Raw genomic sequence first — 13,983 nt, 5'->3', positions numbered from 1 at the left:
TCGCTTACTCCTGAAGCTGCGGCGGAACCACGCCATTAAGGCGCTGGTTGCCGATAATCTGGTAATGCCAACGCAGCGGCTCCCGACCGGTGCGGGCTGGCAGTGACGGGCGCTGGCCGGTCAGTTCGTGCTGAGTGTTGCCAACCGCCTGCAACGCATCGGCACTGGCAATCACCGCTTCACTGCTGGCAATCAGGCGTTGCTCGGCTGAGCCTTCCAGGCCCTGGGCGCGTTCCAGCAAAGCAGCGGCGACCTGCACGCGAATCTGCAAGTCGCCGATTTTGCTGATCACATACGGGTCATCGACAATGCGCTGCACGTGACTGAATGACCAAGGCTGACCCTGCTCGCGCAGGTAATCGAGGGTTTGTTGCAAACCTTGACGGGCGTCGCCAAGGTCTTGGGCGGCGACCGCCAGTTGCACGGTGACAGCGGGATGAGACATGAAGAGGCTCCTTGATCAGTTCCAGGCGTGACGCGGCGGTGCGATACCGTTGAGTAACTGATTGCCGATCAGGTGGTACTTCCAGCGTGCCGGGTCGTGCAGCGTATGGGTGCGCGCATTGCGCCAATGGCGATCGAGGTTGAGCTTGCCGAGTACCGAACGGGTGCCGGCCAGCTCGAAGAGTTTGCTGCTGGTGAGCAAGGCGATCTGCGCCGACAGCACCTTGGCCTGCGCAACCACCACCGACGCCTGCGCAACGCTGGCTTCGCTTGGCTCGGCCAGCGCATGGTCGATGGCCTGCCCGGCTTTGGCGAGAATCGCGTCGGTGCCGTGCAGCCGCCATTGCAGGTCACCGATGGTGGCAATGCTGAACGGGTCCTGCCAGCCGAAATCCTGCTGACTGTCGATCCACGGCCGCGCCAAGCGGGCGTGCTTGAGGGTTTCCTCGAAGGCGCCGTGGGCGATGCCGGTGTCCACCGCCGCCTGGATGATCTGTGAAATAGGCCCGTCAGCGGTCGGTTCATCGAAGGCCCGATGAGCCGGGATCACCGCGCTGGACGGCACCCGCACATCCTTCAAAACCGCGCCGCCGCTGGCCGTGGTGCGCTGGCCGAAACCGTCCCAGTTGTCGATGATGGTCAGGCCCGGATTGTTACGCTCAACGAAGGCGATAAAGGCCTGATTCTGCTCGTTGACGCCCGCTACCGGCACGATATGCGCAAACAAAGCACCGGTGCAGTAGAACTTTTCGCCGTCCAGCACCGCGTGCTCGCCCTCAAAGCGAATGCGCGTCTGAAAGGCTCCGGCGTTTTTGCTTTTCGACTCCGAGAACGCATTGCCAAAGCGATAACCCGCCAGCGCCTTGCCGAAGTAATGGCGCTTTTGCTCTTCGGTGCCGGTCTGCAACAGGATATCGAGCACACCCAGATGGTTCTGCGGGATTTGCCCAAGGGACGAGTCGGCGGCAGAGATGAGTTTGATCACTTCCGCGACGGTGACGTAGGACACCCCGGCACCGCCGTAGGCTTTTGGCACGGTGATGGCCCACAGCCCGCTGGCAGAGAATTCATCCAGTTCAGCGACCGGCAGACGGCGTTCGCGATCACGCAGCGAAGCTTCTTCGGCAAAGCGGCTGGCCAGTGCTCTGGCGACGTCGATGGCTTCGGCGTCAGAGGCAATGACGTGCGCTCTGGGCGGTGTGGCGGGTGGAGTTGCGACTGGGTTGCTCATGGACTGGCTCCTGATCGTTGGCGACAGGTTGAAGGCATTCAACACGCGTGGCCTTGAGCAGTGCACAGTACGTGCCGAAAAATATTTCCATTTAAAAACATACGGTTACATAGACATCCCGATAACCCGCGGTATCCCACGAGACAAAATGTCCGAACACTGTTGCTGGAAGAACAGCGGTCGGTTCAAGAAGCCGCAGCCCCCAGATAAAAGTTCTGGATGTCCTCGCGCCCGGCCAGTTTCTGCGCAGTACCCGAGCCCACTACCCGGCCGTTTTCCAGCACATAGCCGAAGTGCGCATAGTCTAGGGTCAGGTTGATATTCTGCTCGGCCACCAGCAGGCTCAACCCTTCGTCGCGATTGAGCCGGGCCAGCGTATCGAATATTTCCTCGACCACTTGCGGTGCCAGGCCCATGGATGGCTCGTCGAGCAACAGCAATCGTGGCTCGGACATCAATGCCCGGCCGATGGCAACCATCTGCTGTTCACCGCCCGAGGTGTAACCGGTCAAACGCTTGCGCAGCAGACGCAGCCTGGGGAAATAGCCGTAGACCTTCTCCAGCCGGGCCTTGATTTCAGCCCGCGATGGCCGGGACACAAAGGCCCCGATCAGCAGGTTTTGCTCAACGCTCAGGTGCGTGAAGCAGTGACGGCCTTCCAGCACCTGCGCCAGGCCGTTTCTGACCAGCGCGGACGGATCGGAGCGGGTAATCGGCTCGCCCAGATAGTGAATCCGGCCGCTGACCACCTCGCCCCGTTCCGCACGCACCAGGCTTGAAATGGCTTTGAGCGTGGTGCTTTTGCCCGCGCCGTTGGCCCCCAGCAAGGCCACGATCTGACCTTGCCGAACCTGCAGGCTGACACCGCGCAAAGCCAGGATGGACTGTTCGTAGAACACCTCCACCTGCTCCACCGAGAGGACTGTTGCGCTGAGCGGACTGACCGGCAGGATCGACGTCATCGGCTTATTGCTCCTTGCTGCAATCGCGAGCAGTGATGCCTTTTTCCTTGGCGTACTGCGCAGCCGACGCTTCGATGATAGGCCGCAGCAAGGCGCGATCTGCCTGAATCCAGTCACTGATCAGGATCCAGCGCTGGCCGTCCCATTGCTGAAAGCGCACCGCACCGCCGCCCTCGTGGTCCGCACAGGACAGTTTCAGTGGCTGCACCAGCCCTTTGGCACCCAGCGCCTGCAAACGCGCGTCGTCCAGATTCAGGTGCTCGAAACCCCAGCGGACCTGCTCACCGGTCAGCGGCTTGTTACCAAATCGGGCTTGAGCGATGCGCAGCGCCTCAACGTTGAGGATGCCGTTCACCACGCCAAGGTTGTAATACACCGTGCCGAAGCGCTCGGGGTCGGAAAGGTTGCCCTGGCCCTTGTCGAGCACGGCCGTCTTGATGCCTTGCAGCACCGGGAAGTCGGTGCCGGACGGATGCGTAGTGATCGAGATGAAGCCCTTGGCGGCCGCACCGGCAGGGATCACGTCTTCCTCGGAGTTGCTCCAGATGTTGCCGATGATGTGGTCAACCGGAAAGCCGACCTTCTGCGCCGACTTCAACGCCACCGGGTTCATCACCCCCCAACCGCGCAGGATCACCCAATCGGGCTTGAGACGACGAATGTTCAGCCACTGCGATTGCTGTTCGTTGCCAGGATGCGGCACTTCCAGTGTGGTCAATTCAAAGCCGTAATTCTTTGCCAGGGTTTCCAGCACACCATTGGTTTCCTTGCCATAAGGCGAGCCGTGGTAAAGCACGGCGATTTTCTTGCCCTTGAGCGACGCCAGCCCGCCTTCACGCTGACCGATGTAATTGACGATGGCCGACACTTCCGAATACGGATTCAGCTGTAACGGGAACACATACGCAAACACGCTGCCGTCGGTGGAATCCGTGCGCCCGTGGTTAATGGTGATCAGCGGCAACTTGTCGGCGGTGGAGCGCTCCAGTGTGGCGTAGGCGATCCCCACAGAAAGCGGATTGGTGGCGGCAGCCGGTGCACCATTGAGCCCGCCCTTGAGCCGCTCGTAGCATTCGACGCCCTTCTCCACCACGTATTCGGTTTCGCACTCCGACCAGGTCAATGTGACGCCGTTGACTCCGCCGTTGGCGTTGACGTATTGCAGGTAGTCGATAAAACCACCAAAAAACCCGGTGCCGCCCGCTGCATACGGGCCGACCCGGTAGCTCTGCAGCGGGAAGTATTGCTCATTGGCGGCTTGCGCCGTTGCGATCAGACCTGAACCTAGCAATGCCAGACCAAGGGCCAGACGCAACAGGGATTTTCGGTGTTTCATGGGCGTATTCCTTGAGGTACACGAAGGTTTTTGTGAGTGAAAAAAATCTGTCAATAACGCAGCGGCCAGACTCGCGCACGCTGGCGAAAGCGCTGCCAGAGGCGCGCCAGCCCTTCGGGTTCCTTGATCAGAAAGGCAATGATCAACGCGCCGAAAAGCATCTTCTGAATGTTTTCCAGTTGCCCGGAATCGATCAGGCCGACCGGCAACAACAAAGCGCTGAGGTTGCCCAGCAGAATCGGGAACAGCACGATGAAGGCAGCACCGAAGAAGTTGCCTTGCACACTGCCCAGCCCGCCGATAATGATGATGAACAGGATCTGGAATGACCGGTTCAGATCAAAGCCATGCGGCTCGACCGTGCCCAGATAGGCAAACGCCCACAACGAGCCGGCGATACCCAGGTAGAAGCCGCTGATGGCGAATGCCAGCAGCTTGGCCTTGAACAGGCGGATGCCAATGACCGCAGCAGCGGTGTCCATGTCGCGTACGGCCATCCAGTTGCGGCCCAGCTCGCCGCGCAGCAGGTTTCTGGCCAGCCAGAACAGCAGCACCACCAGCGCCAGCGTCAACAGATAACGGCCTTGCGGCGAACTGAAATTCACCCCGGCGATGGTCAGCGGTGGCGAGGTGATCACCCCCGATGCGTTGTCGTTGGTAAACCAGCTGAAACGGGTCAACACCCACTCGACGACAAACTGCGCCGCCAATGTCGAGACCAGCAGGTAAAAGCCCTTGATGCGCAGACTGGGCAGTCCGAACAGCAACGCCACCGCCGCCGACACCAGACCGCCGAGTGCAAACCCAAGCAACAGCGGCATACCCGGCACGCGCAGTTGCAGGTTATAGGCAGCAAACGCGCCCACCGCCATGAACGCCGCCGAGCCCAGCGACAATTGCCCGGCGTATCCGGTCAGCAGGTTCAGTCCGAGCCCCGCCAGCGAGAGCACCAGAAACGGAATCAGAATCGCGCTGAACCAGTAATCGTTGCCCAGCAACGGCACGCCAACGAACGCAAAAACCAACAGCCCCCAAAGGGCGACACGGTCCTGACGCAGGCGAAAGATGCGCCGCTCGCCTGCATACGTACTCGCCAGTTGTCCGGCTTCTTGAAACAGCATGGCAATGATCCTTGGAAAAAAAGTCAGACGCGCTCTATCGCCCGCTCGCCGAACAGGCCAGCAGGACGAACCAGCAGAAACAACAGCGCCAGCACATATGGCACCCAGTTTTCGATACCGCTGCCGATGATCGGCCCCAGGTAAATCTCGGCCAGCTTCTCGGACGCGCCGATGATCAGGCCGCCGACAATGGCGCCGCCAATCGAGGAAAACCCACCGATGATCAGCACCGGCAGTGCCTTGAGCACCACCAGCGACAGGGAAAACTGCACCCCCAGCCGCGCGCCCCAAAGCAGCCCGGCCACCAGCCCGACAAACCCGGCCACGGCCCAGACCACCGCCCAGATGCGTGGCAGCCGGATACCCACCGCCAACGACGCCAGCGGGTCATCCGCCACCGCCCGCAATGACAGGCCGATCCGCGTGCGGTTGAACAGCACCGACAGGGCAATCACCAGCGCCGCAGCCGTGCCCGCTGCGAACAGGTCGAACTGCGAGAGCAACATGCCGCGAATTTCCAGTGGCTCGTCGGGAATGCCCAGTTCCAGGCCGTGCACTTGCGCGCCCCACAATGCTTGCGCCAAGCCTTCGATCATGTACGAAAGGCCAAGGGTGGCCATGAACAGGATGATCGGCGGCCGGTTGACCAGCGGGCGCAGGACCAGTCTTTCGATCAGCAGTGCCAGCACGACCATGCTCGCCAACGTCGCCAGAAACGCCCAGAAGAACGGCACGCCACGCTCCAGCAGGCTGACAAACGTCAGTGCCGCGAACAGCACCATCGCGCCTTGAGCGAAATTGAACACGCCCGAGGCCTTGTAGATCAGCACAAAGCCAATCGCCACCAGCGAGTACATGACGCCGGCCAGCAACCCGCCGATCAGCACTTCAAAGAAGAATTCCATGGCTTACGGTTTCCTGATCGGGGACGAACGACGGGTGCCCAGGTAGGCGGCAATCACTTGTGGATTGGCGCGGACCTGCTCGGGTGTTCCGTCACCGATCTTGCGACCGTAATCCAGTACCACCACATGATCGCTGAGGCCCATCACCACACTCATGTCATGCTCGATCAGCACTACGGTGGTGCCCAGTTCGCGATTGATGTCGCGGATGAACTGACTCATTTCGCGTTTCTCTTCGGCATTCATCCCGGCCATCGGCTCGTCCAGCAACAGCAGGCGCGGTTCCGCCGCGAGGGCACGGGCCAGTTCGACACGCTTTTGCAGGCCATAGGAAAGCTTGCCCACCAGCGTGTGGCGCCACGGGTGAATGCGCAGGAACTCGATCACCCGCTCGGCGTGCCAGCGTTGCTCGTCGTCCTCCGCCGCAGCACGACCAACCCGCAGCATTTGCTCAAGCCAAGTGCTGCGGCGCTTGAGGTTGCGACCGGTCAGCACGTTGTCCAGCACGCTCATGCCCTTGAACAACGCGATGTTCTGAAAGGTGCGGGCAATGCCGCCTTCGGCAGCCTGATGCGGGCGCATGCGACGGCGGGTCTGACCGGCATAGCTGATCGAACCGCTTTGCGCCTGATACACGCCATTGATGACGTTGAGCAGCGAACTCTTGCCCGCGCCATTGGGTCCGATCAGCGCGCAGATTTCCCCGCTGGCCACCGAGAAACTGATAGAGGTAACGGCGTTGACGCCTTTGAATGACAGCGAAATATCGTCAAGCGTAAGCAGCGCCGGAGGACTCATGACGGCACACTCATCAGCGCTGCCACTGGCGGGGTAAAGGCTGGCGATTGCTGCGCCGGGCTGTCCTGATCCGGCGCAACGGGCCGAATACCCAACGCCGCAAAAAACGTCTGGCTGGAGGCTGTCAGCGCATCGCCCACCAGCAACGGTGTGCTCAAGCGGCTCATGCCCAACACATCCAGCAACGGGCGGCGGATCAACCAGTAGCCCAACCAACGGCGCAGGGCACCGGGCGCAGGGGCCATCGCCCATTGGTAAAGCCGGTGGCTGATACTGCCCGGCAACGGCAAGCGCTCCTTGACCCAAAGTTCAAGACGGGCATAGGACTCGCGCGTGCCCAGCACCAGTGTCGGCCCCAGTTCGCGGCGATCATTGTCGCGCGTGCTCAGCGCTTCCGGAAAATTCAGGCAAAACCCGGCCACCAGCCAGGGCGTGAGCAGATAACGCGCCTGCCCGCTGGCCGCGAAGACTCTGGCGGCCAGCGCCTGATCCCGCGACGACAACCCGTGCCTGTCCACCAATTGCCGCGCACCTGCAAGCAGGTCTGTGTGGCTCAATTGCACATCTGACGGCTCGCCAACGGAGGGGAACAGAAAAGCCGCCGCCGGGCTCTGTACAGGATCGACCGCGTCGGCAGCGTAATCGCTCAACAACCGTGCGTAGTCGATCACGTTGATGTCTTGGGTTTCGCCGAGGCCGCGCTTGTCCAGCAGCACGACAACCTCCGGCGAGGCGTTGCGTAACTGAAGAAGCGCTTCCAACCCGTCGGCGACTGCAAATGCCAACGACCGCTTCGCCAGCCATGCTCGGTTATCCGCAGCCGGATCAAGCAGACTGACAGTGCCGCCCAGCCAGTGCGCAGCCAGCGCGAGCAACAGCGCTTCGACCCTGGCCTCGCTGAGCATGACCAGGCTGTGTGTTGAGTCAAAACCCCTGCCCTTCAAGGCCGCAGCCAGCTGGCTGACCTCAAGGGCAAGCTCGCTCCAACTGCGGCGTTGCCAGATGCCGAATTGCTTGTAACGCAGCGCCGTCTGGTCGCCACGCGTCTGGGCCTGTTGCAACAGCGCTTGGGGCAATGAGTCGAACATGGGCAGTTCCACCGAAAAAGATCAATGGAGCCATAGCAGCGACCGTGCCAGCACAGCAACTCCATCAAGATCAATGAGTTGCAACGGCTGGATGAGTTTTGTAACTGTGCGCTTTGCTGACAAGCTGTTGCGCCGCTGTTGGCCTTACAACAGGTAAAATCGGCAGATAAAAAAATAATCAATCCATTCAATGACTTATATTCGGGCACAAAGCATGCACTGAGACTTGAGTGACTACCCCGGCACGCGTGCCGACCTCTTCGCACTCAGGAGCACTGCATGACTCAACCAACCGGCTCTAACCCACTCTCGCTGGGCACCGATTACGAAACCCTGGCCAACCGCTTCCGACCGATCTTCCGTGAGATCAGCGCGGGCAACGTTGAACGTGAAAAAGCCCGTGCCCTGCCCTATGAACCGATTGAATGGCTGAAGAAAGCCGGTTTCGGCGCTGTACGGGTACCGACCGAATATGGCGGTGCCGGTGCCTCGATCGGCCAGCTTTTTCAGCTGTTGATAGAGCTGGCCGAGGCCGACTCGAACATCCCGCAGGCTTTGCGGGCGCATTTTGCTTTTGTCGAAGACCGCCTGAATGCGCCACCGGGCGCGGACCGTGACACATGGTTTGCACGCTTTGTCGCCGGGGATCTGGTCGGCAATGGCTGGACCGAAGTCGGTGCGGTGAAAATCGGTGATGTGATCACCAAGGTCAGTGCACAGGGCGATGGTTTTGTGCTCAACGGCACCAAGTTCTACAGCACCGGCAGCATCTTCGCCGACTGGATCGACGTTTACGCCCAGCGTGCCGACAATGGCGCCGACGTGATTGCCGTGGTCAATGCCCGGCACGCTGGCGTGCGTCACAGCGACGACTGGGACGGTTTCGGACAGCGCACCACCGGCAGCGGCACGTCGGTGTACGACAACGTGCCATTGCCGGCGAACCATGTGATTCCCTTTGAAGAGCGCTTCAAGTATCAGACGGCGTTTTATCAACTGGTGCTGCTGGCGGTGCTGGCCGGCATCGGCCGAGCCGTCGAGCGTGATATCGCGCAAGAGGTGCGTGACCGCAAACGTATTTTCAGCCACGGCAACGCGGGCAGCGTCAGCCAGGATTCGCAGGTGCAGCAAGTGGTCGGGCAGATCGCCGCGCAGGTGTACGCCGCCGAGGCAGCCACCCTGCGTTCCGCCGAGCCGTTGCAGCGCGCTTATGTGGCGCGCTTCGGCAATAACCCGCAGCAGGAGAAAGACGCCAATATCGCGGCAGAAATCGAAACCGCCAAGGCGCAGGTGATCGTCTCGGAACTGGTGCTGCGTTCGGCCACCGAGCTGTTCAATGCGTTGGGCGCGTCGGGCGTGAGCGTCAACAAGGCGCTGGATCGCCACTGGCGCAATGCACGCACAGCGGCATCGCACAATCCGCTGATCTACAAGGCGCGGATTGTTGGCGACTGGCGTATCAATGGCACCGAGCCGCCTTTCGTCTGGCAGATCGGCAGCGGCACCGGTAAAGCCTGAGGCGCTGTGCCCTCAGGCTGCATGACCAAGCAGGTGGCGGCTGGCGAAACTGAACGCCAGCACGGCAAAGATCAGCACCCCGGTCGCGACCTGCTGCCAGTAGAAGTTCCAGCCGATCAACAGCAAGCCATTGGCGATGACGTTAATGAACAACACACCCAGCAGCGTCCCGACGATGTTGGGACGCCCCTGGCGGCTGAGCGTCGTGCCGATGAACACCGCGCCAATCGCGTTGATCAGGTAGGCGTTGCCGGACATCGGCACGTAGGCGTTGACGGTGGAACTGAGCAGGATACCGGCAACCGCGCAGGCCAGCGCGCTGCCGAGAAACACCCATACGGCCACACGCCGGGTAGAAAGCCCCGAGTAATACGCCAGTTGCGGCTGCGTACCCACTGCAAGAATCTCCCGCCCCAGACGTCCACGCGCCAGCACCAGCCCGTAAACACCTGCCAGAACAGCCACCGCCACAAGCGGCAATGGCACACCCAGTATCAGCATGCTGCTGATGCCGGGCAGCGCGTTTTGCGCGATGTAGACGGGCTGCCCGCCATCGGATAACAGCTGTTGCACGCTGGTGCCGATGAACAACGTACCCAGCGTGGCCAGAAACGGCGAAATACGCAGCCCGGCAATCAGCATCGCGTTGAACGCACCCGCCGCAACGCCTGCCAGCAAGGCAATGGCGATGGCCGCCGTCAGACCGTAGCCACCATTGAGTGCCACCACAAAGCCCAGGCTGGCGAAATCCAGCGCCGTGCCCACCGACAGATCAATGCCGCCAGCGGCGACGGCCCAGGTCATGCCGACGGCGACGATGGCCAGCAGCACGAAATTGTTCAGCACCAGGCTCGACAGGTTGCCCCAGCTCAGAAAACCTGGCGCATTAATGGCGAAGAACAGCAGAATGATCAGCACCAGCAACGGCAGGACCGCAGGTAACAGGCGCGGCAGGACTTTTATCAGCGTCGACGAGGTATTCAGCGTCACGGTACTCATTGTTCACCTTCCTGACGGCCAAGCGCCCCTGAAAACGCCACCACCAGCAGAATCAACACACCTTGCACGCCGTTGACCCAGAAGTTGGAAATGTTCAGCAACTGAAAGCCATTGATCAAAAAACCCAGCAACAGGGTCGCCAACAACGTGCCGGGGATGTTCGCTGTCAGGCGTCGCGAGAACACCACACCGAGGAAGGCAATGGCCACCACCGACAGCAACATGTCACCGGAACCGGTGGTGCTGCCGCTGAAAAACGCCGCCGAACAGAACGCAGCAATCGCGGCGCAGCCACCGGCAATCAGGTAGCTGGCGAACACATAGCGTTGCAGACTCAACCCGGCAGCCTTCGCGGCCTGCGGGTATTCGCCGATGGCGTACAGGCGCAGGCCGAACGCGCTGTGCTGAATCAGCAGCCACAAGCCTGCCGCTACACTCAACAGCACCCACGCCAGCGCCGGAACGCCCAGCCAGACGCCGGAAGCAAGGCTGTCCAGCAGCGCGGAATCGGTGGCCAATACGGTGTTTTGGGTCAGCACCAGTTCCAGCCCGGCAATCAGGTTCATGCTTGCAAGGGTCGCCAATAACGGTGGCAGACGTAAAAGCACCACCGCCAAACCGTTGAACGCACCCACCACCAGCCCGCAGCCGAGCGTCAGCGCAATCGCCTGCCAGGCTTCGAACCCGGCGTTGTTCAAGCTGCTGTAAACAGCCGCACACAGCCCCAGATTGGCCGCCAGTGACAGGTCAAGCCCGCCGCTGACCACGTTGGAGCCGCCACCGATGACCACGCAGGTCAGGCCCAGCGCCAGAATGCCAAGCATGGCCGACTGGGCGAAGACGTTACTGATGTTGCCGACGCTGAGGAAATTCGGCGCACTGATGGCGAAGCCCAGCAGAATCGCCAGAAATACCAGCAACGAGCCGCGCTGCGCGACACGCACAAGCAGGCGCCGGGGCGGTTCGACTGTCGGGCTGGCAAACACTTCAAGCGCGGACATGCCTGGCCTCCTCAATAATCGGTTCGACCTGTTCATCGCTTTCACTGGCACCGGTGGCGCAGGCCAGCAACTGGTCGCTGTCGGTGGTCCGGGAAGCGAATTCGCCGGCAATGCGGCCTCGGTGCAGGACCACGATGCGATGGGTGATGCCGATCAGTTCCGGCAAATCCGAGGACAGCACCACTACGGCTGCGCCACCCTCGGCAAGCCGGGCAATCAACCGGTAGATTTCCACCTTGGCACCGATGTCGACGCCCACACTGGGCTCGTCCAGCAGGTACAGCGACGAATGCCGGCTCAGCCACTTGGCCAAGGCCACCTTTTGCTGATTGCCACCACTGAGCAGTTGCACTGCTGCGTCGGGGCCAGGGGTCTTGATCGCCAGTTCGGTGATTAACCGCTCGCTTTCCCGAGCCTGAGCAGAGGCATCAAGCAACCCCCAGTGGCTGAAGCGCCCGAGGCTGGCCATGGTGATGTTTTCCAGCACTGAAAGCACTGGCGCCACACCGTGGGTGCGGCGCTCTTCGGGGACCAGCGCAATGCCGTTACGCACTGCATCGCGGGGCGATTTCAGCTGCAAGGGCTGGCCGTTCAACAGCAACTCACCGCGCTCCGGCTTGAGCAGCCCGAACAGGCTTTTCAGCAGCTCTTTGGCGCCCGAACCCACCAGCCCGGTCAGGCCGACCACTTCGCCACGTCGCACACTCAGGTCGATGCCGTCATACACGCGCCCTGCCCCCAGCGCATTCAACTGCAACACAGGTGCACCGGGCACACTTTGAGCCCGGAAATACTGCTCGCCAACGTCACGATTGACCATCAGCCGGGCGATCTGCGCGGTGCTGGTGAGCGCGGGATCAACCACCGCCACATCGCGCCCGTTGCGCAGCACGGTGACCTGATCGCAGAGCGATTCTATTTCCTGCAAATAATGCGAGATGTACACAATGGTCAGCCCTTCATCGCGCAAACGCCGCACGATGGCCAGCAACCGGTCCACCTCTTGCTTGACCAGCGACACACTCGGCTCGTCGAATACCAGCACTCCGGGTTTGGCCAGCAGCGCGCGGGTGATCTGTAGTATCTGCCGCTGCGCGCTGTCCAGATCACGTACCAGCGCGCCTTGTGGCAAACGCATGGCAAAGTAATCCTCCAGCAACCGAGCCGCCTCACGATCCTGGGCGCGCCGGTCGACAAACAGGCCACGTTTGATTTCCTGACCGAAAAACAGCGCTTCGCCGACCGTGAAACTGCCCGGCAGCAGCCGTTCCTGATGAATGAAATGCACACCGGCCGCTTCGACCTGGCGCGGCGTGTGACCTTCGAAACGCTGGCCATTGATGCTCAGGCTGCCAGCGTCGGCGCGGTGAATGCCGGCCAACACCTTGATCAGCGTCGATTTGCCCGCGCCGTTTTCGCCGACCAGCCCATGAATCGTTCCCGACGCCACCTGCAGGTTGACCCCGTCAAGCGCCTGGGTTGCGCCGAAACGTTTGCTGATGCCGCTCAGGTGCAAGGCAGGTACTGATTGAACCTGCAAAGTCGCTGAAACCATGATCCCGCCCCCCGCCTCAGTTATCGCCCCTGAGCTTTTGCACGTCGGCCAGATTGGCCGCCGTGGTGAGCAGCGTCGGCACCTGGGTTTCCTTGGGCAGATCGCGTTGTCCGGCCAGATAGCGGGCAACGTTCTGCACGGCGGTCTTGCCGATCAGCGCGGGCTGTTGCGCCACCACGGCACCAACCGGTGAGGTGTCACGGCGCATCAGTTCCAGCACTTCCGGCGTGCCGTCCACGCCATAGGTCTTGATTTCAGTACGACCAGCGTCGATCAGCGCCTTGCTGGCACCCAGTTGCGGAATATCCCAGGCCGACCAGATCGCTGAAACACTGCCTTTAGGGTACTTGTTGAGCAACGCAGACACCTGCGAATAGGCGTCCTGAACAGTATTGGGAATCACGTCTCGCAGCTCGGGCTCGATGATTTTCAGCTCCGGGTGATCCTTGAGCGCCAGCTTGAGCTGGTCATAACGAATGGCGCAGACCGGCACGCCATAAAAACCGTTGAACACCAGAATATTGCCCTTGCCGCCGGCATCCTTGATCAACTGCCCGGCCAGCGCCTTGCCGGTCGCGACATTGTCAGAGGTGGTGTTGTTGAGGCTGTATTGCGACGGCGCATCGATGGTGAACAGCGGAATGTTGGCCTTGCTGATGCGTTTGAGCCACGGGTCGATAACGCTGAGCGTGCCCAGGGTCTGGATCACCGCATCCGGGTTTTGCGTGACGACGGTCTGCAATTGGTTGACCAGATTCTTGTCGTTGCGCCCAGCGTCGAGCGTAATCGGCGTGCCGCCCAGACGCTTGACCTCATCGACCTGGGCCTGGAATGCCTTGATATCGAAGTAGTGACTGGTACCGGTCATGCTGATAGCGATGCGTTTGCCCGCCAGTGAAGGGACGTCGCTGTCATCGGCCTGAGCGGTTGCGGCTAGACTGCCAGCAAACAGGGTGAGCGCGAGTGTGCGCCAGACTGCGTGCAGGCGGGTTGGTTTGGCAGTAGAAACGGCATCAGGCATTCGG

General features: G+C 61.2%; 13 protein-coding genes. 1 reads left to right on the top strand and 12 read right to left on the bottom strand.

The annotated features are described in order from the left end of the window. Positions 1–4 precede the first annotated feature (4 nt). The 8 genes from QRN38_RS06770 to QRN38_RS06735 form a co-directional block, all read right to left on the bottom strand. A complete protein-coding gene (locus QRN38_RS06770) occupies positions 5–445 on the bottom strand; it encodes an acyl-CoA dehydrogenase family protein (protein WP_007246483.1) in 441 nt (146 codons plus the stop codon). Positions 446–460: 15 nt separating this feature from the next. Further along, complete coding sequence (locus tag QRN38_RS06765) at positions 461–1,675, bottom strand: SfnB family sulfur acquisition oxidoreductase (protein WP_057417662.1); 1,215 nt, start codon at positions 1,673–1,675, stop codon at positions 461–463. A gap of 185 nt (positions 1,676–1,860) precedes the next feature. Next, positions 1,861–2,637, bottom strand: a complete 777-nt coding sequence (locus QRN38_RS06760; protein ID WP_057417664.1) for an ABC transporter ATP-binding protein — start codon at positions 2,635–2,637, stop codon at positions 1,861–1,863. Between the two features lie 4 nt (positions 2,638–2,641). Further along, entirely contained in the window at positions 2,642–3,973 is a 1,332-nt protein-coding gene (locus tag QRN38_RS06755) for an ABC transporter substrate-binding protein (protein ID WP_057417665.1), read from the bottom strand. A 50-nt stretch (positions 3,974–4,023) separates the two neighbouring features. Then, a complete protein-coding gene (locus tag QRN38_RS06750; RefSeq protein WP_057417667.1) occupies positions 4,024–5,094 on the bottom strand; it encodes a branched-chain amino acid ABC transporter permease in 1,071 nt (356 codons plus the stop codon). A gap of 23 nt (positions 5,095–5,117) precedes the next feature. Then, entirely contained in the window at positions 5,118–5,999 is an 882-nt protein-coding gene (locus QRN38_RS06745; RefSeq protein ID WP_007246480.1) for a branched-chain amino acid ABC transporter permease, read from the bottom strand. 3 nt (positions 6,000–6,002) lie between these two features. Continuing rightward, positions 6,003–6,797 carry an ABC transporter ATP-binding protein gene (locus tag QRN38_RS06740; protein WP_122218532.1) on the bottom strand — a complete coding sequence of 265 codons (795 nt, stop codon included), beginning with the start codon at positions 6,795–6,797 and terminating at the stop codon, positions 6,003–6,005. Further along, positions 6,794–7,885, bottom strand: a complete 1,092-nt coding sequence (locus tag QRN38_RS06735) for an AMP-binding protein (RefSeq protein WP_057419166.1) — start codon at positions 7,883–7,885, stop codon at positions 6,794–6,796. The genes QRN38_RS06740 and QRN38_RS06735 overlap by 4 nt, the downstream gene beginning before the upstream one ends. 279 nt (positions 7,886–8,164) lie before the next feature. Between QRN38_RS06735 and QRN38_RS06730 the strand changes: the two genes are divergently transcribed. Continuing rightward, positions 8,165–9,403: an acyl-CoA dehydrogenase family protein gene (locus QRN38_RS06730; protein WP_057419165.1), complete on the top strand. Its 1,239-nt coding sequence runs from the start codon at positions 8,165–8,167 to the stop codon at positions 9,401–9,403. A 12-nt stretch (positions 9,404–9,415) separates the two neighbouring features. On the opposite strand, the gene QRN38_RS06725 is transcribed toward QRN38_RS06730, so the two are convergent. Genes QRN38_RS06725 through QRN38_RS06710 form a run of 4 tightly spaced genes read right to left on the bottom strand, consistent with a single transcriptional unit; the run spans position 9,416 to position 13,979 of the window. Then, entirely contained in the window at positions 9,416–10,402 is a 987-nt protein-coding gene (locus QRN38_RS06725; protein ID WP_011104323.1) for an ABC transporter permease, read from the bottom strand. Continuing rightward, on the bottom strand, positions 10,399–11,403 hold the full coding sequence (locus tag QRN38_RS06720; protein ID WP_007246476.1) for an ABC transporter permease: 1,005 nt from the start codon (positions 11,401–11,403) through the stop codon (positions 10,399–10,401). The genes QRN38_RS06725 and QRN38_RS06720 overlap by 4 nt, the downstream gene beginning before the upstream one ends. Further along, entirely contained in the window at positions 11,390–12,958 is a 1,569-nt protein-coding gene (locus tag QRN38_RS06715; RefSeq protein WP_005764620.1) for a sugar ABC transporter ATP-binding protein, read from the bottom strand. The genes QRN38_RS06720 and QRN38_RS06715 overlap by 14 nt, the downstream gene beginning before the upstream one ends. A 16-nt stretch (positions 12,959–12,974) precedes the next feature. Then, a complete protein-coding gene (locus QRN38_RS06710) occupies positions 12,975–13,979 on the bottom strand; it encodes a sugar ABC transporter substrate-binding protein (RefSeq protein ID WP_057419164.1) in 1,005 nt (334 codons plus the stop codon). Positions 13,980–13,983: the final 4 nt, after the last annotated feature.

Origin of the sequence: Pseudomonas sp. CFBP2511 (assembly GCF_030209255.1) — a bacterium.
In the GTDB taxonomy this organism is placed as follows: Bacteria; Pseudomonadota; Gammaproteobacteria; order Pseudomonadales; family Pseudomonadaceae; genus Aquipseudomonas; species Aquipseudomonas avellanae.
This window is presented reverse-complemented; position numbering and strand designations above follow the sequence as displayed.